This window comes from Shewanella hafniensis, assembly GCF_019655335.1.
Taxonomy (GTDB): domain Bacteria; phylum Pseudomonadota; class Gammaproteobacteria; order Enterobacterales; family Shewanellaceae; genus Shewanella; species Shewanella hafniensis.
The window spans coordinates 1-23393 of the sequence record NZ_BPFD01000025.1 but is presented as its reverse complement, the minus strand read 5'-3'; the positions used below and the strand labels follow the sequence as shown (position 1 = coordinate 23393).

Below are 23393 nucleotides of genomic sequence, written 5' to 3'. Positions count from 1 at the left end.
TGTCTTTAAATGCATGAATGATGAAGTAGATATGACGACTAAGACGACAAAAAAAACACCCGCTTCCCGTAGGGCCAACAATGGCCGCGGTTTCTTTCGACGAGTTTGGTCAATCACTTGGAAATTAGCCTTAGCCGGATTAGCGGTAGTGACTTTCTACAGTATTTATCTCGATCAAATTATTGCGCAAAAATTTGAAGGTCAAAAATGGCACTTGCCCGCGCAGGTGTTCAGCCGTTCTATGGCGCTGTATCCCGGCGCGGCGGTCAGCCATCCGCAAATGATGGCTGAACTTAAGTTGCTCGGCTATCGCAAGGTCGCGAATCCACGCCAAGTGGGTGAGTTTTCGGCATCAAGCACTCGTATCGAATTGTGGCGTCGACCGTTCCTGCATCCTGAAGGCGATCAAGTAGAACAAAGAGTCATGATAAGCTTCGACAGCAATGGCGTTAGTTCAGTCACCCGAGTGTCGGACAAACGCCAGCTTGCCGTATTCCATCTTGAGCCTGTGTTGCTCGATCGCATTATTACTGGCGACGGCGAAGACAGATTGTTTGTGCCGACCGAAGAAATGCCTAAGTCGATTGTGCAGGCGTTACTGCTGGTGGAAGACCGTAGCTTTTACGAACACCATGGGGTAAATCCTTTCGCGATTGCTCGCGCGGCTTTTGTGAACATCAGCGCCGGTCGCACAGTGCAAGGCGGCTCGACGTTAACCCAGCAGTTAGCGAAAAACTTTTTCCTATCGAGTGAGCGTTCTTTGCTGCGTAAAGTGCGCGAAGCCTTGATGGCAGTGATTATCGATTTTCGTTACAGCAAGGACGAAATCCTCGAAGCCTATCTTAACGAAGTGTATATGGGGCAGGATAAATCCCGCGCCGTTCATGGTATGGGTTTGGCTTCACGTTTCTATTTCGGCCGTCCTATCAGTGAGTTGACTATCGCTCAGCAGGCATTTTTAGTGGCGACGATTAAGGGACCGTCTTACTACAATCCATGGCGATATCCGGAGCGTATTCAAGAGCGTCGCGATCTGGTACTGCGTTTACTCATGGATGCCGGCGATTTAACCACGGCCGAGTACAAGGCGGCGGTAGAGTCACCTCTGGCAATTCGTAATCTGAATAAACCCGCACATCAAAAATTGCCTTCTTTCTTCGCCCTAGTAAAACAGGAGGTGAACGAGCGTTATGGTGATGCGTTACTGAAGCAATCTGGGGTAAAAATTTATACCACGCTCGATCCTATGGCCCAAGAAGCGGCAGAAAAAGCGGTCACTCAAACCCTTAAGAGTTTAGATAAGAGTAATAAGTCATTACAGGTGGGCATGGTAGTGACCGACAAATATACGGGTGGTATCGCGGCTATGGTCGGTGATAAAACCCCAGGATTTGACGGCTTTAACCGCGCAGTTGAAATTCGTCGCCCGATTGGCTCGTTAATTAAGCCTTTTGTGTACGCCACGGCATTGGCACCTAATAGCCAATTTACTTTAGCTACTCCCCTTAAAGATCAGCCTATTACCTTAAAAAATGAACAAGGTAAGACATGGTCACCGCAAAATTTCGATAAGAAGTTCAGCGGTCAAGTGCCTTTGTTAACGGCGCTGAAAAAGTCGATGAACGTCCCGACTGTGAATCTTGGGATTGCGGTGGGCGTGGATGCGGTTGCGACAACCTTAGCTAAGTCGGGTTGGCAGGAACCGTTAAACGAGTATCCTTCTATGTTACTCGGTGCCGTCAATGGTTCGCCATTAATGGTGGCGCAGGTGTATCAAACCTTAGCCGATAGTGGGGTTTATCGTAAATTAACCACAGTGACGGCTGTGTTAGATGCAGATAAAAATCCATTACCTGTGACACGATTGCCTAAAGAGCAGGCTATTTCACCCGATACTGACTTTTTGATCCAGTACGCTATGCAGCAAGTGGTGAATACAGGCACAGCTACGCGCTTAGGCAATGCCTTCCCCGGAGTGGGATTGGCGGGTAAAACAGGCACAAGTAACGACAGTCGCGACTCTTGGTTTGCGGGCTTCGATGAGCGTAACGTCGCCGCCATTTGGGTGGGGCGTGATGATAACGGCAAGACTAGCTTGTATGGCAGCAGTGGCGCCATGGCAGTGTATCTTGCCTTCTTAAAGGAACGTCCACCTATTAGTCTGCGCTCTATCCCAGTGAATGGCGTAGTAAAGGGCTTTTTTGACCGAGATACTGGTGTGGCCAAGGAATCGGATTGCAGCAATGTTGATGCGCTTCCGGCATTAACCGCGACTTATCGTCCGGTGAATAATTGCGGCGAGCCTTTGCAATGGTGGCAGAAAATTCTCGGCCAATAGCTCGAGAATTGGCCAAAGACGTTGTGTGTGGAATATAAAATTTTAAGTAGTAGAACCTATGTAAATGGACGTGGCGTTATCGAGCATACACGCGTGACGCCATCTTCCCTTAGCCTAGGTCGTTAACCCAAAGTGAGAAATAACATGTTTAAAACCGCTGCCGCCGTGCATATTTTAGTGAAACACAAAGAGCAGGCTGAGGATATTGTTAAGCAGCTGAATAATGGCGCTAATTTTGCGGTACTTGCCAAGCGTTTTTCCTCTTGCCCTTCGGCCAAAAAAGGCGGTGATTTGGGCGAGTTTAAAAAAGGCCAAATGGTGCCACAGTTTGATAAAGTCGCTTTCTCGGGCGAGTTATTAGTGCCGCACATAGTTAAAACTAAGTTTGGCTGGCATGTGGTTAAAGTGCTGTATCGCACTTAATACCGCAGCAATAAGCCCCAATGTAGCGTCTTATCGCCGCACGTCATTTTCGGCGAATTAAATGGATTGGAATATTAAGGAGCGATGGGCATGACCTTTAGTTTTAATACCGAAGATGCGAGCCAAGTTTGCGTGGGGGCATTTGCGCTGGCGGTGCCCGTGGCGTTTTCAGAGGAAGCCTGGCACCTCGGCGAAACCTTGCCTGTGCTCAATATCGCCATGCTCTTTAGTTTATCTTTGTTATTTCTAGGGGTTTTTACTTACCACAGCGTGTTCCAACAGAATATTCGTGCCCGAGTCCCTGTGTTTATTTTCCGCATCATGGTGGCGTATTTGCTCACCGCGCTGGTGGTTTTCCTCGTCTTGCTGTGTCTCGATAAAGTGCCATTTTTTGAAGACCCGCTAACCTCGATCAAACGGATTATCGTCATCACTATGCCTGCCTCCATGGGCGCTATTGTTGTGGATAGCTTCGATAAGGAATGATGCGCCTTAGCTAAACCTCATGACTTTTGTCACTGGTGGATAAGCGTTATTTTGCGCATACTCATTGCCATATTCTGACTTTGAGCTATATCTAGAGTCGAAATAAGCCTGATTTTTTAGCCTGATAACAATAGCGCCAATCGATAAAGGAAATGACTATGAATACCGGAGCCCTCGCTTTACTTATCCCGATCCTCGCCATTGTTGGCGGATATGTGGTGGCGATTATGAAAATTCGCGACAAGCAAGGGGTGTCTAGCCGAGCGCAAGAGGCTGAAAATCAAGCTATGCGGGCCGAGTTAGCCACACTGCGTCAACGCGTCGAAGTGCTAGAACAACTGGTTACTGACGATAGTTTTCAATTGAAGCGAGAATTTAAACAAGTCTAACTATTTGTTCCTTGTCCAATGGAAGGCGCTAGCCTGTTAACCTAAGTTAATACCCTTGTAATGTGTTTGGCTTTACAAATGTGGTCATGGTGTTACTTTGTACATCTTCCGTGGGATCAAGTCATCGGGTGAGTTAAATACCTAATTTAAGGTAGACTCGTGATAATTTTGTTATCCATCCCTGTATTGAGTTATTACAAATAGAGTTTATATGTTTCTAGCGCCTTATTTTTCCGAGCAAAATCAAGCCATTTCCGTATCCGCACAACAAGCCAGCGACTTCGCGAAGAAAATTGCGCAGGACTTTAATCCCATACACAATGTGGGCGCAAAGCGCTTTTGCGTGCCGGGAGATTTACTGTTTGCCATAGTATTGACTCAATATGGTCTGAGTCAGAGCATGAAATTTAGCTTTGCGGGTATGGTGGGCGATAGCGTCGAACTGCAATTCCCAGAACAAGTGAGCGAGAGTTTTTCGATTCGCGATAGCCGCGAAAAAACCTATCTTAATGTGAGTCGCCAAGGCGATGTAAGTTGTTGCGATGCGCAGACCGAATCCTTTATTCGTCAATATGTTGCCTTCTCTGGACATAATTTTATCGATATCCTGATCCCTTTGATGAAACAACATCAAGTGATGATCAACCCAGACCGACCTTTAGTGATTTACGAAAGCATGTCGTTTGACTTAACCACCCTCGATTTTGTGCAAGTGACCTTATCACTCGTTGACCAAGATTTAAAAATCGATGGTAAACGTGGCGATGTGACACTGCACTTTGAATTACACAGTGGCGATACTTTAGTCGGCACAGGTATCAAAACCTTAGTCATGAGTGGATTACGTCCTTATGACGAGGCGCTGGCGCAGCAAATGTGCGCCACCTATGAAGGTAGTAAAACTGATTATTGATTGACGGAACAATCACATGGCGTTTTATCGGTAGATAAAGCGCCATGCAATCCTTGATAGCGCGATGAAATGCGAGGGGATTAATGACCGTTGATTGAAAGTTGAGAGACGATTTGTGAGACGTTTTCTGCTCCGTTGCGTATTTCTCCCATCACCAAAGTTACCTCGGCTAACTGTTGTTTCCCTTCCTGTGCGATACCTTCAACTTCGTTCATCATGTCCGTTGCACTTGTGGTGAGCTGGGTATTTTTAGTGACTACGGCGGCAATTTCACTGGTTGATTTACTGGTTCTGGAAGCGAGCTGCCTCACTTCATCGGCGACAACCGCAAAACCTCGGCCTTGTTCACCCGCACGTGCGGCCTCAATCGCGGCATTTAATGCCAGCAAATTGGTTTGATCGGCAATCGAGCTAATCGTCGCGACTATGGCTTGAATACTTTGGGATTGCTCATTCAGTTGAGTAATCGCCTGAGTCGTTTTATGGGTTTGCTCAGCAATAGCATTGGAGGTATTGACGGTCGCATTAAGCAACTTAACGCCTTGTTCCGCTTGCTCAACGGTGCGTTGCGATGTGGTGAGCGCAATATTTGCGGCTTCACGCACAGCGTGGCTTTGCTCGATCCGCTTGCTGATATCACTGGCGAACTTAATGACTTTAACGACCTTTCCATGCTCATCCATAATGGGATTGTAAGCCGCCTCCAGCCAAATTGAGTCGCCATAGGCATTTTTGCGCTCAAATAGCCCTTTGCTATAGCGACCTTGCTTAAGCTCGTCCCAAAAGTGAGGATTTTGTCGATAAAATTCATCGAAACAGAAAATTCTATGATGCTTACCTAGGATCTGTTCTTTGCTGTATCCCATTGTTTTTAAAAAGTTGGCATTTGCCTTCAGGATAGTGCCATCAGGGGTGAATTCGATTATGGCTTGGGAGCGATTTAGGGCATCAAAGATGGCGGCTTGATCGTCAAGCTGTTGCTTATATTGGGTAATTTCAGAAGCCGTTTTCATTATCTTCACGACTTTGCCCGCCTGTTTTACAGGAAAGTAAGTCGCTCTTAGCCAGATTTCTTGGCCATTTTTATTCACTCGCGCGAAATGTCCCTCCTGTGGATGACCGGCTTTTAAATTACTCCAAAATTGTTGGTATGTAGGAGAATTAGCATAGGTCGCTGAGCAAAACAGCTTATGGTGTTGACCAACAACTTCAGTAAGTGAATAACCGACTACTTTTAAAAACAAGGCATTCGCATCGAGTACTTTTCCTTCCGGCGTAAATTCTACCGTGGCAATACTTTGCTTAATGGCGTCGATGACCGACTCCGCTTCTTGGCGCTTGTTTTCGCTCACTTCTAGGCTTTTACGTAATGAAGAATTGAACACTGAGATACTCCTGATGAGCTTAACTGACTCAAAAACCGCTGGTCTTTATTGAAAGCTCGATATAACGAGCTGGATACACAGATAAATATAGCTGTGATTTTAATGTGTGGTTTATTTCTATGAAACACGTGATCGGGATCTATATACCTAAATTGAGCAAAAGAAGATCACTTTTCTTTGGTTTTAGCTCGACTAGGCTTTGGTTTTAGCCCGACCAGACGTAGCGGCAGAACGGATAGCTAAATTTTAGCATGCTACTTGGGTCAGTTAGCTTGAATTCACGCTATTAAAAAAGCTGCCAATGGCAGCTTTCTAAATATTATCTATGCGCGGCGGTTAGCTTAGTTTTTCAATCTTAGCGGGTAGGCCTTGTCTTGCCGAGGCGCCACTTGCCCAGTCTACCAGCGGATAGCGGCCGTTGCGACTCGGATCGAACAGATTTAAGTCGTTCATGTTGATCCCTACTCGGATCAGCGGATTGGCGACGATTTTAATCTCGTCAATCACAGTGTCACGCGCGCCGAGTTCCTTATGACCATAACCGTGTTCGATAGCGATGCAGTCTGGGTGCACTCCGGCAACACATTCCACCAAGGCAATCACGCTGCCGTTGGGCGTGCTGATTTTTACCGTGTCGCCCGTGCTGATGCCAAGGCGAGTGGCGGTTTTCTCGTTCAGTCGCACCGGATTATTAGGGTGCACTTGGCGCAAACGATCCGAGCCAATACTCATAGAACTCATGGTATGGGATTTGTAGCTGCTGATCAGCAATGGCCACTGTGACTTATCAAACGCCTTATCGAGCGGCGTACCATCGGCCAAGGCGGGTTGATATAAGCGCGGACAACCACTCATAAATTCTCCTGTGAGACTGTTGCGACGACTGCCGACGTCGGGATTCCACAGCATCATAGGTTTAGGCCAGACTTTACTCGGATTCCCCGCGTCATCGCGCGCGCCGCGCATTTCTTCAAAACGGCCGCCGCGGGCAAATAAGTAACTGACTTTTTTGACTTCATCAGGCGTGAGTCTGGTATTGAGCTCACTTTGAATGCGGCTTACACCGCTAAGATACATGTCCTCGGCGTTGATATCGGCGACGGCTTTACCCAAATAGGCCACGTTGGCGGCGCCGTAGAGTGAGTAATCCGCTGCGCGCGTTAACGGATGTAAGCTGCCATCGGCGGCCTTAACGGCATTTTCGCCAAAGCCGGGTAGTTGCAACTTCATCGCCACTTGGCTCAAGAAAGACTCCATGCACACCACATCACCACTGGCCATTTTCGCGACTCTTGGCTCGACAATCGGCCAACGACCTGTGGCAACTTTGGTTAGTGTGCCTTGCCATGCTGAGGTCCAGCCCCAAGACTCGTACGTTAAGGTGTCGGGCACTATGTAATCCGATAGCGCCGAGGTTTCGTTAATAAAGCTGTCGATGCTGATAAACAGCGGCAGCACCTTAGGATCTTTCAGTTGTTCACCAATAGCTTCCCCTAAACCCGCTTGACCATAAATCGGATTGCCCATGTGGTTAATCCATGCTTTGAGTCGATAGGGATAACCGTGCACCGCCGCGGTTAAATGTTCGCCAAGCAAGGGCGATGAAATCGGAAACCAAGGCTCCTTGGCGGGATAAGGCGATTCGCCCGCTTCGACTTTACGGCGATACTCTGAGGTTTTCTCGTAGGGGAATTTAGAGCGCGATAGGAATACGCCCTTAGGTTCGACCATGCCGTCAAACTCCTGCAGATTATACCTTGGGCCTTTACCAAAGGCTGGGAATGAACCGCCGGAAGCTAATGCACCGCCCTTCAAATTGATGTTACCTATCATAGCGTTGAGCATCATGATCGCCCACGCGCTATAGAAACCATTGGCGCTCATTGTGCCGCCGTGGGAGATCACCGCGGCCTTAGTGCCATGGCTGGTAAACTTATCTGCGAGAGCAATAATCTGCGCTTCGCTGATATCGCACTCCTTGGCATAGTGTGCCATCTCGAAGCTGTGCGCCGCTTCACTTAACAGTTGGAAGCTAGATTTAACCGCAATCGTGCCTTTAGGTGTGTCGACACTTTGATTAACGTCGAGCTTGGCTTTTTGACTTTGGCTAGCAAAAACTACCTCGCCACTCGCGGCATCGACAACCAACTGCGAGTCCTGCTCGCCATAGGCTTTGCCGTCGAAAGGTAAGCCAAGATCGCTGGCAAAGAGATATTGGCCATATCTTGGATGGGTGGGCTCGCTGATTATCAAAAAGCCTGCGTTACTGAAGCCACGGTAACCTGATGCTTTTGCGGCATCGACATTGGGCGCACTCAAAAAATCGGCGGCATAGCGCTGGTTATCGATAATCCAGCGCAACATGCCCATGGCGAGGGCCGAGTCGGTGGCGGGGCGGATCGGCAGCCAAGTATTGTTACCCGCGCAAGGTTGATTCGAGGTATTGGGCAACATGGGCGACACCACCACATAACTGAAATTGGTGTTATTCACCCGCGCGTTTGCCAGTTGTCTCGCTTGGCGTTTAAAGGGATTGCCCGATTGCTGCGGCGAGGTGCCGATAAAGAGTAAAAATTCGCTATGGTCCCAATCGGGCTTCAAGTGGGCGTATTTTTTCAAATCATCCAATAAAGCGCCTGCACCAGCGCGGTAGGTAAACCCGCAATAGGCACCATGGTTGGCAAAGTTTCGCGTGCCAAAGCTGTTGAAGGTAAAACGTTTGATAATGGCATCGCGGCCTTCATCGGAGGCGTTCGAGACCAGTAACTGGTTGGCCTTAGGGCCGTATTCTGGATTATTGGTATCGAGCGGTGTGGTGATATCACGAATCGCTCTTAAGCCTTCGACTTGCCCCTCACCAAATAAATCACCGCCTTCGACGACTTCATTCAGCAATTGCTCAAAGCTAATGCTCTGCCATTGGCCACTGCCGCGCTTACCCACGCGCTTAAGACATTGGGTAACACGATGCGGGCTATCTAATTGTTCTAGCATGGCATTACCGCGAGCGCAGGCGGTGGAACGCCCCTGTAGACCTTGTTCTTGAAAGGCGCTAAGCCCAACAAAGGCGGTTTTGATTGGCGTATCGAAATCGATATGTTCCCGCGATGACAACGGGTGATAAGGATTACCGCTGATGCGGATGATCTTATCGGTTTTTTGATCGATACGAGCGCGCACGCCGCATTTGGTCCAGCAACCTAAGCACATAGTATTGGCGACGCGCTGATCGTCATTGCTGATCAGCTGACCTGACTGTAAATCGACTTTGTATTCAGGCGCTAAGGAATTGCCATGCAGCGGATCTTGGGTCGGTTTCCCTGACGTGCCATTGACGACACCTTTGCCCATTTGCGCTAACGTATGGCTATAACCCGCGGCAAACAATCCCACACCACCCGTGACAGCGGCCCCTTTGATAAAACGACGTTTACTCTTATCCATGATGGACTCCTTCATTCTGTAAACTAATTGGGTGCTCAGCGAGCAAGTTTTGCCGCAGGCGTGTGGCGAATAAGTTCGGAGACCAGCGCCATTAATGCCAGCCAAAGACCGAAGGTGCCGGCTATGCCTAATAGCCCTTCGGGTCCCCAAGGCAGTTGATAGAGGTAAGTCCCTGCGCCGTATTTAGGATCGGTTTGCGCTTGGATTAACACTATCCAGCGAAATCCCCACGCGAGATGAATGGCCGTGAGGCTGACGATTAGCATTGCAACATTGGGTAAGTGACGAATGGCGAGCATCAGTGCCAGCACGGCGAGGGTGACTAGCACCCAAATCGCAGCCAGTTGCCAACTTGGGCTGGTTTCAAGCAATAACGCGGCTTCAGGAGCCGAGCCCTTATCGAATAACGCCCAGCCGATAAGGCATAGGGCGAATAGACTAAAGCTGGCTCTTACCCAGAGTAATAGGCTGTCTTGGGTGCGCTGTTGGTAGCCCTTTAATAGTCGATTCAGTACCACCAAAGTGCCGCAGGCGGCGAGCAGGGCACTCATTGCCATCAAAGGTGGCAGCCAATAGGTATGCCACAATGGCCGCGCCTTAATGGCCATGGTTTCCATGCCAGTGTAGAGGGCGATACTGCAGGCACTCAGGGCCGTGAGCAGTGCGATCGGCTTGATGAATTTGTCACTGTTCCAATCACCGAATCTCAGTAATTGGCCTATTTTATTCACCCAATCTGAGTCTTGATTCGTGGTGTGCTTAGGCAGATATTGACGCAATAGCAGCCAAGCAAACACTGCGCTGGTGCCCGAGAATACGGGCAGTAAAAAGGCGCCATACCACATCCAAGAATCAGGGCGAACTTGCGCATAAAAATGCCAAGCCCGCAGCGGTTGGTGTAAATCGGCGAGTAAGGCGATAGGGGCGACTATGCCTGCGGTTAACATTAAACAGGCGCAGAGCTTCAGCAATCTGTCATCGGGTTTGGGTTGGCTAAACAAGTGTATTGTCGCTACCCATACGCTGGCGTAGGCGAGCCCCATCATAAAAAAGTATTGCACTGCCCAAGGTAGCCAAGTAATGGCGATATCTGGGGTAAAGATTTCTTTAATGACCATGGTGGATCTCCACGCCAGTATCGGTAAGTAAGGTTCTAACGGGGGCTTGGCCGCTAATCTTGTGCTCAAAAGCGCTGCTCATGCCGATGTAGAATACCCGTGGCGCAGTGTTGGCCGTCGGTTTGAGCACCTTGATATCGGTTTTGTTGGCGGCAAGCAGTTGGCTTATCTGGCTGTTGGGATTATTCAGATCGCCAATCACACGGGCTTCTCCTACGCAGGTTTCGACACAGGCGGGCAGTAACCCTGCATCTAACCTGTGGGCGCAGAAGGTACATTTGTCGGCGGTATTGGTGTCGTGGTTGATAAAGCGCGCATCATAGGGGCAGGCTTGTACGCAATAGCCACAGCCAACACACCATTCATTGTTGACGACCACTATGCCGTCCTTGCGCTGGAAGGTCGCGCCCGTAGGACAAACTGGGATGCAGGGCGGGTTTTCGCAGTGATTACAAAGTCTTGGCAGCATTAAAAACGCAGGCGGCGTGGTATCTTCCTGCTGTGAGACTTCATACTGCTGCACTGTGGTGCGAAATTGCCCGAGGGGCGGTTGATTCTCGATAGTGCAAGCGACAGTACAGGCTTGGCAGCCCACACAGCGGCGCAAGTCAATTACCATACCGTAACGTTTACCCACTTGGCCTTCGATGGCACTGTGCATTTGAGGGCTGCGCTTATCATCCTGTGCATACACTTGCACGACAGGGATGAGTGCGACGCCAACACTGACGCTGGCCATTTTGCCGAGAAACTGACGTTTACTCTTGTCCATACAGATTTCCTTCACTACTTGCAGATGGCGAATAAACTGGCTCATAGACCTAGCGTTAAGGTTTATGGCGAGGTTTACAGGCATTCTGTAAAAGGCGAGGCGGCATAACTATAGTGGTTTTCCACATATCGGGTGTGGACTTGATCTAGCGCAACAAATATCCGTTAGAATAGCCTTCAAAATGCTAGGGTTTTATTTTTTATTACTTGAGTTTGGCCTTTTCTTAGCTTGAGTTGGACTTGATTTTAGTGTGAGTGACTGGGGATAAAGGATTGCACTTCATGTTATTGAGGATGATGAAAACTGTGTTTCGCTTAGCTGTATCGGTCAAGTGGCCGTTATCGATTCTGAGCACTCTACATTCCGTGGCAATACCGAGAAAAAAGCCAAGGAACGCAGTGTTATTCCTATGCTTGCTGGCTTCAGTTAAGGTGTTTGCTGCGGAGCCACTGAATCAAAGCGTACATTCGGGGTTAACTGACTCTGAGGTTGTCGCTCAAGTTGCTATCGAAGAGCCCAGTTATCAAGTGGTCGATGTTGGCGTGTTAGCCATCCGCGGTTATAAGGCGACCATCAACCGCTGGCAACCTTTGATGGGGTGGCTCGAAACCCAAATTCCCAACAGTTACTTTAGGTTACATCCTCTCACCCTCGATGAGCTCGCTAAGGGCGTTGAAACTCAAGGGCTTGATTTTGTAATTACCAACCCTGGGCAGTCCGTGATGCTGGCGCGGCAATATTCCCTCACTTGGTTGGCGACTCTGCGCAGTCCGTTAAATAATGGTGCGGCGATGCAAGTGGGTTCGGCGCTGGTGGTGCGCGCCGATTCACCCTATCACACCTTAAGTGATCTCAAGGGACGTCGACTCGGGATAGTGTCGAAAAATGCCTTCGGCGGTTACTTGACCTTAGTTTACGAAGCGCAGCTAAAAGGCATAGATTTGCCTCGCTTTGTGGGTGAGATTATTCCGCTGGGGTTCCCGCTAGATAATCTGTTGTATCAGTTAGACGATCAAAAAAGTGGTGATAATACGGCGAAAGACAATCGACTGGATGCAGCTGTGGTGCCTGTGTGTCAGCTTGAGCAGATGCAAACGGAAGGGCTGATTAATATCGGCCATTATCGGGTGCTGGATAACCAAACTCCGGTGGGATTTCATTGCCAAGTCTCGACTCGCCTCTATCCCAACTGGTCCATGGCGAAGACCAATCGCGCCTCCCAGTCTCTGGCTAAAAGCGTGACCCAAGCGCTGCTGGCGTTGCCCGAAGATCACCTCGCCGCTAAGTCTGCTGATTCTGCGGGTTGGACCACGGCAGTGAGTCAGCTGGCGATCGATCAACTGCTCAAAGATCTCGACATGCATCCCTTACAAACACCTTGGTGGCAAAGGGCGTGGCAGTGGGTCAAGTTACATCAACAATGGGCTTGGTTTGTTTTGGGGATTTTGGTGCTGCTCAATGCGTACCATTTCTGGTTGGAGTATCGTTTTAGCCGTCGCGGCCGGGAGTTGATTAACACTCAGCGCCAGCTCAATGAAAACCGCGCGCTACTGGAACATGCTCAGCGTATCGCGATTGCGGGTGAGCTTGGCGCGAGCCTCTCCCACGAACTCAATCAACCTTTGGCGGCGATTGGCCATTATTGCCATGGCGCCGAAGTGCGATTACAGCGGGGGACGAGCCCTGAGGAACTGCAATCGGTATTGGCGCTGATCCAGCAGGAAGTCACACGGGCCGACAATATTATCAGTCGCTTACGTAATTTATTGAAGAAGCGACCTGTGTCGAAACAGCCTTTGTATTTGCATGAGTTGGTCAATGATACTGTGCCACTGCTTGCCTATGAGTTTGAACAACATCAAATCAATCTTGCCGTGAATGTGAGCGGTGAGCCCTATTTACAGTCCCTCGATGAAGTTGGCATGCAGCAGTTGTTGCTTAACTTGCTAAAAAACGCCTTTGACGCCTGCGTTCAGCGGTTAGAGCTTGAATCCAGTGGCACAGAACAGAGCGTAATGCATAAGCCCTATGTTCCGACGATCGATATCGATCTTCGCTATCAAGAACGCACACTCTTGCTGACAGTCACGGATAATGGCACTGGGTTAACCGAAGAGACCAGCCTGCTAATGCAAGCCTTTTATTCCACTAAATCAGAGGGATTAGGTTTAGGCTTAGTGATTTGCCGCGATATTGCCGAGAGCCATGGCGGAACCTTTAGCCTAGAAAGCGCTATGGGTGGCGGTTGCCAAGCGCAGGTGGCTATACCGCGTAAACCTGAACCTAATGGAGTACTTTAATGAGTCTTGCCTTACCTGTGTATTTAATCGATGACGATGACTCAGTGCGTCGTTCCTTGCGTTTTATGCTCGAAAGTTATGGCCTTAAGATCACCGACTTTGATAGCGCCGAAGCCTTTTTTACTACTGTGGACTTAACTCTGCCGGGTTGTGCACTGGTCGATGTGCGTATGCCAGGTTTGAGCGGCCCGCAGTTGCATCTTGAATTAGTCGCCAAAAATAGTCCGTTAGCGGTGATTTATCTCACCGGACATGGCGATGTGCCTATGGCGGTTGAAGCGCTTAAACTCGGTGCGGTGGATTTTTTTCAAAAGCCCGCCGATGGCGCTAGGTTAGCCGAAGCGGTTGTCAAAGCGTTGGAACATACCAAGGCGCATCATCAAGACAATCAGTATCTTGAGACGTATCAAGCGCTCACGCCAAGGGAGCGGGAGATACTCAACCTGATTGCCCAAGGTCTGAAGAACCAAGAGATCGCCGATAGTCTTTGTATCGCCATGCGCACGGTTGAGATCCACCGCGCCAATTTGATGAAAGGCATGCAAGTGGGATCGCTGGCGGAAATGATGCTGATCTATAGCCGGATCGCCGAACGCCTGCGCCTTGAAGATAACCGCTAAAATTTACCTTTTACTGCGCTAATTGCCGCTTTGTTAGCCGCCTATTTGGGCTAAGTTGTCGTATCATTGGCGGTTAGTATTGGCTTTGCTAGTAGCTTAGTTATGAGCTTAGTTCTGGGCGTAAAGAAGAGCTTAGTTCTGGGCCTAATTCGAGGCGTAAAGATTGTGAGCCATGGCATTAGTGCAGCGCCGCTTAATTGCCAATACACCGCGATTGCCTTATTTTAGGGGCACTATTTTTAGGCCATGATTTTAACAGCACTTTTTTACCGTGCTTGTTAAGGTCTGTGGCCCTCTTGGATTGTTTTGCTTTGTCCTGTAGAAGGCTTCTGCAGCTTAGATAAGACGCTCCCGTTTGCATAAGGAATGAAATGGCAAGCTTGATTCGTATTGTGCTGATTGATACGCACCTTCCGGGCGTGGTGGAACTCGCCCTCAATGGCCATACCAACATTTGTGGTACTAACGCCTCGGGTAAGACGACATTACAACGTCTAGTCCCTGTTTTTTATGGTGAATACCCAAGCCGCGTGGTGCCTTCGACCCGCGACAGTTTCGAGCGTTGGTATTTGCCACACGATTCAAGCTACATCATTTACGAATATCAAAAGGCCGATGGCTTACTGTATCAAGCCGTGTTGGCCTCTGCGGGCGATGGGAAGGGCGTTAACTATCGCTTTATCGCCAAAGGTTTTGAGCTAAGCGATTATATTAAATCGCAAAATGGCGACACTATTCTGTGCCACACCATGGCGGAATTAGGCCGTGATTTAAAACGTGCTGGTATCGCCACCACTAACTTACTCAACACCCGTGAATATCGCGCCATTATTCAAAACGATCGCACCCTATTAAGCACGGGTAGCAACCGCAGCGAACTACGCGGTTATGCACGCCAATTTGCCCTGTGTGAGGGCGAGCATTCCCTGCGCCACATCGAAAAACTCGCCAAAGCGGTGCACTCCAAAGAAGGCAAGATGGAGACGGTCAAATCCATGATCGCCGCTATTTTAGAAGAAGACGGAGTTAATCCGCCCAGCTCACGCTTAAACCCGCAGCGCGTTGAAGCGTGGATCCGTGAAAGCCAACTTATCCAAGGGTTTGAAGTTATTCGTCCTGAGTTTGAAAAACTCGAGCAAGAATTTAACCAACTGCTCAGTGCAGAGATGCGCTTATCGAGCTTGTCCCGTGGTTATCGCAACGATGAAACCTTAGAAGCCGATCGCCAAGATATTCAGCAAACCTTATCTAAAGAGCTGAATTTAAAGCTCAGATTGCTTGATGACGAATGGAAAGAGCAGCGCGATGAGCTCAACCTCGATTTATCTGCCGCCAAAGGTGATGTGGCCAAGTGCGAGTATGAACTCGATGCCATTGAAGATCAGCACAGCGCCTTTTTAGATGCCAACATAGAGCAAGCTAAGGCCGATCTCGAGATGCTGCCAAACTGGCGCACCGATGTTGAAAACCTAAGTGAACGCCATAAGCTGCAAACCGAGAAGCACCAAGACATTGAGGCGGCGTACAATGCCCGTCGCAGTAAGATTGGCGAGCAGTTAAACCGCGAGCTTGAAGGTTTGCATGCCGACCAAGACAAGCAGCGTGAAGCCCGCGATAAGCAACGTGAAGTCGCGCGCACCGATATTGATGCCCTAGAGCTGCAATGGCGCAACCAAATGGATGCGGGCAAGGCTAGCTTTAGCGAGCAGGAATACCAATTCAAACTCACTGCCGCCGAGCTTAAATTGCGTGTTGATGGAGTGACTTACACCGAAGAAGAAAAGCTGAGTCTCGCGATTTTCGACGAACGTATTCACCGCGCCGACGAAGAACAAGAAAGCTGCAATGCCAAGGTTGAACGCTTAAGCAGCGATGAGCGTAAGCTTAGAGCTAAACGCGATCAAGCCAACGAAGCCTTGCGTATCGCCACCTTAAGGGTGAACGAGCGTCAAACTGCGCTGGATGAACTGCACCACATGCTGTTCCCGCAATCCCACACCCTATTGGAATTCTTACGTAAGGAAGCCCAAGGTTGGGAGCAAAGTTTAGGGAAAGTGATCGCGCCTGAACTGCTGCATCGCACCGATTTACATCCAAGCTTAGTGAATGAATCGAGCGAAGCTTTCTTTGGCGTGCATTTAGATCTTAAAGCGATCGATGTGCCTGAATATGCCGCCTCTGAACAAGAGCTGCGGATTCGGTTAAGCAAAGCCGAAGAAGCCCACACTAGCGCGGAGGAATTGCAGGCCGAGGCCGAATCTCAGTTAGTGGCGATTAATGGCGAGCTGGACAATCTCAGCCGTGAACTGACTTTTGCTCGCACAGCGTACAAAAATAGCCGTGACGATCTGCGTCGCCTATTTGATGAAAAGCGCAGCGAGCAAGAGAAAATCAATAAAGCATTGAGCGAGCGCAAAGCCCATGCGGGACAAAGACTGACGCAGCTGGATGGTGAGCTAAAACAGCTTAAACATCAGCACGAACTCTGGCTCGAAGAGCAAAAAGAGCAAGCGCTCGAAGCGCGCATGGAAAAACAAGCCTATTGGCAGGAAGTCATCGGCGCGCTCGACAATCAACTCGGGCAAATTAAGGCGACCATTGAAGGCCGCCGCGAAAGCGCCAAAATCGAGCAGAAAGCCTGCGAGACTTGGTACAAAAACGAGCTTAAATCCCGCGGTGTGGATGAGGATAATATCCTCAAACTCAAGCAACAAATTCGTGAGTTAGAAACCAAAATCAGCCGCGCCGAGCAGCGTCGCAGCGACGTACTGCGTTTCGACGATTGGTATCAACACACTTGGCTTGTGCGTAAACCTAAACTGCAAACTCAGCTTAGCGATGTGAAGCGCGCAGTATCGGAAATCGATCAACAGCTTAAGGCGAAAACTCAGGATGTTAAGGCTCGCCGTCAACAACTCGAAACCGAGCGTAAAGCGTCCGATGCGGCGCAGGTTGAAGCCTCTGAAAACTTAACTAAGTTACGTGCCGTAATGCGTAAACTCGCCGAGCTTAAGTTGCCGAATAATCACGAAGAAGCCCAAGGCAGCCTAGGCGAGCGTCTGCGCCAAGGTGAAGATTTGTTGCTAAAACGCGATTACCTGATGGGGTCAGTGAAGCAATATGTGGAGCATTTCGACTCAGTGATCGCCAGCAAGTCAGGTTCTGGCCTTGCCGAAACATGGGAGCGTGCCCGCGAAGAATCGAGCTTTATCAACGACAAAGGCATTCGTCTGCTGGATTACCGCAAGTTAGTGCCACAGCTTGAGCAATTGCTGAACGTGATAGTGCCGCAATCGATTACTGCGCTGCGTGAGCAAGGACGGATTTTTGGCGTCGACTTAACCGCCTTCTACGATGTATTAGCCGATATTGACCGTCGCATCGCCTCCCAAAGTGCACGCATTACCCGCGAAGTGGGTGAAGAGTTATTCCTCGATGGCGTGTCTGAATCGGCGGTACGTATTCGTTCGCGCATCAGCGAGTTAGAGTTCTGGCCTGAGCTTGAACAGTTCGTCAAAGCCTTTAAACATTGGAAAGCCGATGGCTTTAATGGTTTACCCGATGAGGATTACACCAACAGCATGCGCCGCGCCTTAGACATTATCGGCCGCGCCGCGTTAACGGGAGGCATCTCTAAGTTGCTGGAAATCGAGCTGCGCCTCAAAGAAGGTAACAGCGATTTGATCATCCGCACCGACAGACAGCTTAACGAATCCTCAAGCCACGGTATGGCGTATCTGATTTTGTGTAAGTTCCTGTTGGCATTCACGCGTTTGCTACGTGGCCGCGCCGACGTGACCATTCACTGGCCAATCGATGAGTTGGGCACTTTGCACCATACCAACGTGAAGAAGATTTTCGATGCCTGCGAAAACAACAACATTTGTGTGCTGGGCGCCTTCCCGAACCCAGAGTCCGAGGTGCTGAACTTGTTCGCCAACCGTTACATTATCAACAAACAAACCAAGAAGTTGCAGGTGGTGAAGCCTAAGGTCAACCCGATTGCTGATATGTTGAGTAAACGCCTGAGCAAGGAGGCCATCTAATGAGCGCCATGAACGAATCGAACCAAACCGTATTAGTTGGCACTGGCGCGTTAATTGAGCTGTTACTCAAGGGCGAGTTTATTTGCCGCACTACCAATGAAGAAGGCTGGCGCGCCCTTAAAAATAACAGCACCCGCGAGCGGGTCGAAGCCTATCTTAATCAAATCAACCGTACCGTGGCGTCCGCCGCCGAAGGCGATGTGTTCTTCTGTGGTTATTTGCAGCTTGGCGATAGCGAACGCAAAGTGATTTCATCGCAGTTTAAAGATATCTGTCAGGCACTTATCCCGCTGGTGGAATGGCTGGTATTAGTGCAAGAAGCCAGTGGTCAAGATGCGCCGCTGAGCGAAGGTGCGCCCGTGCGTTTAACTGAGCTGCAAAGTCGCATCGAAGACACGCCGGCGTTCCGTGAGCAGTTAGCCAAACTCAGCCAATATCGTCTATTTGGCTCGACCAGTACCAACAGCGATGCGCAAATCAAATTAGTCTTCAAACGATTAGTCGAACTCGGCTATTTAGTGCGCCCCAATGCGGAGAAGCAAATCTATATCGCCACGGGTAAGCTGGATTATCTGTATGAAGTCATTCGTTTTATCGATGAAACCGAAGGTTTAAGCCTAGAAGCGCAGGCGGAAACGGCGACCCAGCGGGACTTAATCTAATGTTGGCACTGTTAAACCTAGGTAAAAGCTGCGACCAAGGAGGCCATGATGAGCAGTAACTTACATCAGGCGGGTGTGAAACTGCTCAAGCAGTTAGGTCGCCATGCTGACATTATTATGGACGCCTATTTGGCGGGTTCTCTTAACGAAGATGCGCATGATCCAAGCGTGGTTGAAAAGCTTAAACAGGCCGGTATTTTGTGGCGGCCAGAGCCAGATCAAGAGTTGCGGCTTAAACGCTCCGTGCGTGCCTTACTCGAAGAAGGCTTAAGCGACGAGCGTAATCGCCAAATCGACTCTAACGTCGGTTCGGCTCTCGCGACCATTAAAACCTTGGCCGACCACTACAAAGAGGCGCGTCATAGCTCTGATTACAGCGCCGCCGAGGCCTATTTATCGGATTTGAGCGAGCATGTTTATAGTTTCGCCGATAGTCTGCGTTATTCGATCCGTGTGCTCTGGGGCCGGATCAACAACGAGTTCGGTTATGTGGGTACGATCAACGCTAAGATCCGCGAAAACGAATTAGCCCAAAGCCAAGTGTCTGAATTGCTTAATGGCTTAGAGATGTTCCAGTTTAGTGAGCTAGGCGAAATCGCTGGCGATATCCGTGAGCTGCGCAAACTATTAGTGACGACTTTACAAGAAACCATGAGCGACTGCGCCCAGGAACTGAGCGTAGTGCAGGGACGTTTACTCGAACTCTTAGGTCGCTTTAGGCAAATCCGTGGCCGTACCCGTTTGCTCAAGGGCTGGTTGCTCTACACTGATTTGCATCCGGATTATCGGCCTGCGGACCATGTGTCCCACAAGGACATTCCGAGTCTTTTCAATCGCGCCGAAGTCTTGCTCGCACCTGCTGCGGTAGACGTGCACAACGCCAGCCAAGAGTTGGAGTTAATGGGTATAGTCGCGCATATCAAGGCTATCAGTCGTCATCCCGTGATTGAAGCGGTACGTGAGCGAGATGCGTCAGTGTCACTCACCCAAAGTGAAGACTTCGATGTGCCCGATAATCCACTTAAGCAGGCGGTGGATACCTATTTTGTCGATGTAATTGAGTCTGGTTTGCGCCAATCGGCGCTGGAATATTTGGTGGATAAGGCCTTGCCTTGGGAAGCCGAGAGCTGGATTTATCAAGTGATTGGTGGCTACGAAGGTCTGCCAGATGAACATAAAGCCTACTTTGAGCTTGAGCCATTAGGTGAGCCACATCCTATCTATAGCGGTAACTTTATCATTCGCGATGTTGAGTTATGGCTCGCCTAGGCCAGCAACAACTGCAACTGTTGGAGAAGGCTTTTATTAAGCGTTCTCCCAAGGTTAAGCTCACGGCTAACTGGCGCGCGATTTACCGCGAGTTAGAAGTGGGCGAGTTAGACGAGTCTGAAAAGCATTTGTGCTTCGCGCCCAAAGACTTTGATCTGCTAAGGCAAAGCGTATTGGCGCTAATGGGGCTCGATCTCAGGGATCTGGATTTCAATGTCGATCGCATGGCGATGTCCGCCAAAAGTCACGCTGAAAAGCTCGCTAAGATCCGTCCCGAAGCCGAATACGTTTTGATGAAGTATCTAGGTTTTGAATCGTCGCCAACTGGGATTTCAACACGCACATCACTACGTATTCCTTTGGATGAAGCGCAAAAGCATTGCCATGAACTCAATGTCGCCGCCATCTTAGTGGTTGAAAACTTGGATGTGTTTGACGTTATCCATCAAGCGCGTTTGCCACAGGATTTAACCCATGTGATGGTTATCTACCGAGGTAGCGGCCATCATTCCCCGATTGGCGTGCGGCACTTTTTACAAGCTATGGCAGGTAGATTGCCGGTTATCGCTTTTACCGACTTAGATCCCGCAGGGCTGCAAATCGCCCATACCTTAATGGGCGTGACCCATTACCTTGTGCCGCAACTTGCGCTAACGGCTGCTGCCGAGTTGTTGGCCATTGGGCAAATTAATTCAACCTATGATTTCGACAAGCAAGCGAAACAGACCAAATATCTTCAGCATGCCGATTTAAAGCGTTGGCAAGAATTAGCTTTTTGGCTAACTCAACACAGTATTAGCATTAAACAGCAACACCTGCTAGCTCACGGGCTTGAACTAGTGTTAGTGCCATATATTTAGTCATCACGCACTTTATCTCTCTGCTTTACACTAATTATCTAGTTTTAAATTCCGTTATAATTTGAATTTTAGTCATTAAGACTGAGGTCGATTTTCTAATTGTTTTTAATATGTTTTCATTGTGATTTATTGGTTTTCATTCTGTTTAAATATACGGTTTTAAATAAGTCTTTAGTCTGCTCATTGATTGAACATAATTATTTTTTATCATTAAAAATCAAATGAATGCTAATTTTCCGTGATGCAGTTAGCTTAATTCAAGATGAAAAAATGAAATTTATTCATTGAATTAACGGCTAGCATGTTTCACTATCCCCTGCCTAAGCCAAAAATGGATTGGCAATTGTGCTCATCATGGAAGATGAATAACAAAAAAACTACATTTCTGGGGAAACCACAAGCATGATGAAATCACTTTCGACGCGGATCTTTATAGGTCTGTTTGCGGGTCTTATTTTCGGCACAATAGTGCAGTACTTCTTAAACGATATCGGCTTTTTCTCGGGTAATTTAGTCGATCTTGCTGGCGGCGCTGGCACTATGTTCGTCAATATGATCATGATGCTCGTCGTGCCATTAGTGTTCGTGAGTATTGTTTGTGGCGTCTGTGAGCTGCAAGATCTCAAAAGCTTTGGCCGTTTAGGTGGTAAGACCTTCGGTTTCTATATCATCAATACCTTTGTGGCGATCGCGACGGCATTATTAGTCGTGCTGTTACTCGACCCTGGTAAAGGTGTCGATATGAGCAGCACAGACGGCGTGGCGATTACTGCGACTGAGCTGCCAAGTTTGATGGCATTAGTTGTCGACATAGTCCCGCGTAACCCTGTGGCGGCGTTTATGTCGGGCAATATGTTGCAAGTGATCTTTATGGCTTTAATGCTTGGTGGCGTGATTAAGTCACTCGGTGAGCATGTCGCTGGCGCTGTGCAAGGTTTTCAAACCGCGAATAAAATCATGATGAAGCTGATTTCTGTGGTCATGAGCCTAGCGCCCTACGGTGTGTTTGCCTTGATGTTCAAGCTCGGCGCGACTTTAGATGCTGGCGTGTTTATGAGCGTAGTTGAGTACATGGTGCTGATCCTCGCGCTGCTACTAGTGTGGATTTTTGTGGTTTACCCAGTGGCGGTGGGCATATTCACTCCGATTTCGGCCAAAACCTTCCGCGAGAAGACCCAAGAGCAAGTGCTATTTTCACTGTCGACCGCAAGCTCGAATGCGACTATCCCTGTGACTATGCGCACCTTAACCGAAAAGTTAGGTGTGAATCGCGCGGTAGCAGGCTTTGGGGTGCCACTCGGTGCGACAATGAACATGGGCGGCGTGGCGATTTATATCACTATTGCCATCTTCTTTGTCGCCAACGCCTTTGGCATGCCTATCACCTCTGAGCAATTGCCTTCGCTGTTATTTAGTATCTTCCTACTTTCTGTCGGTGCTGGCGGTGTGCCTGGCGGCGGCATGGTGATGATAGGCGTGTTAATCCATCAAATGGGTTTACCAATAGAAGCTTTCGCGATAGTCGCGGCCTTAGATCGCATTATCGATATGGTGCTGACCTCTTGTAACGTGGTAGGTGATGCTGCGGTATTAACCATAGTAGACCAAACTGAAAAAGTGCATCAGGTCGAGCTAGCCAAGAGCTAATCTAGACGTAATGTCATATACCATAAATGCAAAAAGCCACTGTCATCAGTGGCTATTTGTTTTTACGATTTGATTAAATGCTGATTGAGGTGACTACTTGGCACAATCTTGTTTCAGTCTGACCACTGCATCGGCAAAGCCTACGGCAACTAGGTCTGCACTAGTGTATTTGCTAGAGCGAAAAGATACTGCTTCAAGGTGTATTTGTTGAGCCTGCAGTTCACCTAAACTTGCCCATAGATCTGGGTTGGCAGCGCTCCCACTACTAAAATTCATCAGTGAGCCAGTACCATGCAATTTCAGCTTAGTCTGTTCGCCACTGGTAATGATGAGTACGCTAGGATCACCATTAAATGCAAAGGACTCCGACATAGTGACATTAATGCTAGGTTGCAGATCGCCAACGGAGCAGGCCAAGGTTAATTTGAGATTTTTATCGATAAAATCGATGCTATGACTCTTCAGTGGTATTCCTTCTGCGTTTAGAGTTGAGGCCAAATCTTCCTTGGCACTGAAGAATCCCCTGATGATTTACAAATAAATCATCAAATTAGGGTGGAAGCGCATCTTGTTGCATGATCAAATGGTTTCGCCAAAAACTACACTTGGACAACAAGATGCGCGAAGCCAATATCCTACAACATTCTTTACACCAATACTGCCCAGAACTTCACCTAAAACGATTAAACAGCTTGATGCTGGCCTCTAAGGCACTGATTGA

At 48.9% G+C, this 23393-nt stretch carries 17 protein-coding genes; 12 read left to right on the top strand and 5 right to left on the bottom strand.

The genetic code is table 11. The annotated features are described in order from the left end of the window. Positions 1-13 precede the first annotated feature (13 nt). The 5 genes from mrcB (at position 14) to K5Q99_RS09425 (ending at position 4549) form a co-directional block, all read left to right on the top strand. Positions 14-2338, top strand: a complete 2325-nt coding sequence (gene mrcB, locus K5Q99_RS09445; RefSeq protein WP_198555552.1) for a penicillin-binding protein 1B — start codon at positions 14-16, stop codon at positions 2336-2338. A gap of 144 nt (positions 2339-2482) precedes the next feature. Further along, positions 2483-2761, top strand: a complete 279-nt coding sequence (locus tag K5Q99_RS09440; protein ID WP_006084190.1) for a peptidylprolyl isomerase — start codon at positions 2483-2485, stop codon at positions 2759-2761. A 90-nt stretch (positions 2762-2851) separates the two neighbouring features. Continuing rightward, entirely contained in the window at positions 2852-3247 is a 396-nt protein-coding gene (locus K5Q99_RS09435; RefSeq protein WP_106651668.1) for a DUF2391 family protein, read from the top strand. A gap of 158 nt (positions 3248-3405) precedes the next feature. Then, on the top strand, positions 3406-3636 hold the full coding sequence (locus K5Q99_RS09430) for a hypothetical protein (protein ID WP_106651667.1): 231 nt from the start codon (positions 3406-3408) through the stop codon (positions 3634-3636). 211 nt (positions 3637-3847) lie between these two features. Further along, positions 3848-4549, top strand: coding sequence for a DUF3581 domain-containing protein (locus K5Q99_RS09425; RefSeq protein ID WP_106651666.1), 702 nt, complete (start codon positions 3848-3850; stop codon positions 4547-4549). Between the two features lie 80 nt (positions 4550-4629). Here the strand turns inward: K5Q99_RS09425 and K5Q99_RS22720 are convergent, their stop codons facing one another. From K5Q99_RS22720 to dsrO, 4 genes are all read right to left on the bottom strand, one after another. Beyond that, positions 4630-5934 (bottom strand): methyl-accepting chemotaxis protein, encoded by a 1305-nt coding sequence (locus K5Q99_RS22720; RefSeq protein ID WP_106651665.1) that lies wholly within the window; start codon positions 5932-5934, stop codon positions 4630-4632. Positions 5935-6270: 336 nt separating this feature from the next. Continuing rightward, a complete protein-coding gene (locus K5Q99_RS09415; RefSeq protein ID WP_220776718.1) occupies positions 6271-9378 on the bottom strand; it encodes a tetrathionate reductase subunit A in 3108 nt (1035 codons plus the stop codon). 35 nt (positions 9379-9413) lie between these two features. Beyond that, positions 9414-10496, bottom strand: a complete 1083-nt coding sequence (nrfD, locus tag K5Q99_RS09410) for an NrfD/PsrC family molybdoenzyme membrane anchor subunit (protein ID WP_220776717.1) — start codon at positions 10494-10496, stop codon at positions 9414-9416. Next, positions 10486-11268, bottom strand: a complete 783-nt coding sequence (gene dsrO, locus K5Q99_RS09405) for a sulfate reduction electron transfer complex DsrMKJOP subunit DsrO (protein ID WP_220776716.1) — start codon at positions 11266-11268, stop codon at positions 10486-10488. The genes nrfD and dsrO overlap by 11 nt, the downstream gene beginning before the upstream one ends. Positions 11269-11549: 281 nt before the next feature. Here dsrO and K5Q99_RS09400 point away from each other — a divergent pair, with 281 nt between their 5' ends. The 7 genes from K5Q99_RS09400 to K5Q99_RS09370 all read left to right on the top strand — a co-directional run bounded on the left by K5Q99_RS09400 (position 11550) and on the right by K5Q99_RS09370 (position 22672). Then, entirely contained in the window at positions 11550-13568 is a 2019-nt protein-coding gene (locus K5Q99_RS09400) for a sensor histidine kinase (RefSeq protein WP_220776715.1), read from the top strand. Next, a complete protein-coding gene (locus K5Q99_RS09395; protein WP_220776714.1) occupies positions 13568-14188 on the top strand; it encodes a response regulator transcription factor in 621 nt (206 codons plus the stop codon). Before K5Q99_RS09400 ends, K5Q99_RS09395 begins: the two co-directional genes overlap by 1 nt. Positions 14189-14559: 371 nt before the next feature. Continuing rightward, positions 14560-18234, top strand: a complete 3675-nt coding sequence (locus K5Q99_RS09390; protein ID WP_220776713.1) for an ATP-binding protein — start codon at positions 14560-14562, stop codon at positions 18232-18234. An 8-nt stretch (positions 18235-18242) separates the two neighbouring features. Further along, entirely contained in the window at positions 18243-18896 is a 654-nt protein-coding gene (locus tag K5Q99_RS09385) for a condensin complex protein MksE (protein ID WP_198555712.1), read from the top strand. A 48-nt stretch (positions 18897-18944) separates the two neighbouring features. Further along, positions 18945-20165, top strand: coding sequence for a phosphoenolpyruvate carboxylase (locus K5Q99_RS09380; protein WP_220776712.1), 1221 nt, complete (start codon positions 18945-18947; stop codon positions 20163-20165). After that, complete coding sequence (locus K5Q99_RS09375; protein WP_106651657.1) at positions 20153-21025, top strand: DUF7281 domain-containing protein; 873 nt, start codon at positions 20153-20155, stop codon at positions 21023-21025. The genes K5Q99_RS09380 and K5Q99_RS09375 overlap by 13 nt, the downstream gene beginning before the upstream one ends. A gap of 402 nt (positions 21026-21427) precedes the next feature. After that, on the top strand, positions 21428-22672 hold the full coding sequence (locus tag K5Q99_RS09370) for a dicarboxylate/amino acid:cation symporter (protein ID WP_220776711.1): 1245 nt from the start codon (positions 21428-21430) through the stop codon (positions 22670-22672). A gap of 93 nt (positions 22673-22765) precedes the next feature. Here K5Q99_RS09370 and K5Q99_RS09365 read toward each other — a convergent pair whose 3' ends face one another. Further along, a complete protein-coding gene (locus K5Q99_RS09365; RefSeq protein WP_246604442.1) occupies positions 22766-23170 on the bottom strand; it encodes a hypothetical protein in 405 nt (134 codons plus the stop codon). Positions 23171-23393: the final 223 nt, after the last annotated feature.

Coding starts and splice junctions, on each gene's coding strand:
- K5Q99_RS09385 (WP_198555712.1), top strand. CDS start 18,243: ATGAACGAATCGAACCAAACCGTATTAGTTGGCACTGGCGCGTTAATT.
- K5Q99_RS09380 (WP_220776712.1), top strand. CDS start 18,945: ATGAGCAGTAACTTACATCAGGCGGGTGTGAAACTGCTCAAGCAGTTA.
- K5Q99_RS09415 (WP_220776718.1), bottom strand. CDS start 9,378: ATGGATAAGAGTAAACGTCGTTTTATCAAAGGGGCCGCTGTCACGGGT.
- nrfD (WP_220776717.1), bottom strand. CDS start 10,496: ATGGTCATTAAAGAAATCTTTACCCCAGATATCGCCATTACTTGGCTA.
- K5Q99_RS09395 (WP_220776714.1), top strand. CDS start 13,568: ATGAGTCTTGCCTTACCTGTGTATTTAATCGATGACGATGACTCAGTG.
- mrcB (WP_198555552.1), top strand. CDS start 14: ATGAATGATGAAGTAGATATGACGACTAAGACGACAAAAAAAACACCC.
- dsrO (WP_220776716.1), bottom strand. CDS start 11,268: ATGGACAAGAGTAAACGTCAGTTTCTCGGCAAAATGGCCAGCGTCAGT.
- K5Q99_RS09425 (WP_106651666.1), top strand. CDS start 3,848: ATGTTTCTAGCGCCTTATTTTTCCGAGCAAAATCAAGCCATTTCCGTA.
- K5Q99_RS09430 (WP_106651667.1), top strand. CDS start 3,406: ATGAATACCGGAGCCCTCGCTTTACTTATCCCGATCCTCGCCATTGTT.
- K5Q99_RS09375 (WP_106651657.1), top strand. CDS start 20,153: ATGGCTCGCCTAGGCCAGCAACAACTGCAACTGTTGGAGAAGGCTTTT.
- K5Q99_RS09390 (WP_220776713.1), top strand. CDS start 14,560: ATGGCAAGCTTGATTCGTATTGTGCTGATTGATACGCACCTTCCGGGC.
- K5Q99_RS09440 (WP_006084190.1), top strand. CDS start 2,483: ATGTTTAAAACCGCTGCCGCCGTGCATATTTTAGTGAAACACAAAGAG.
- K5Q99_RS09370 (WP_220776711.1), top strand. CDS start 21,428: ATGATGAAATCACTTTCGACGCGGATCTTTATAGGTCTGTTTGCGGGT.
- K5Q99_RS09435 (WP_106651668.1), top strand. CDS start 2,852: ATGACCTTTAGTTTTAATACCGAAGATGCGAGCCAAGTTTGCGTGGGG.
- K5Q99_RS09400 (WP_220776715.1), top strand. CDS start 11,550: ATGTTATTGAGGATGATGAAAACTGTGTTTCGCTTAGCTGTATCGGTC.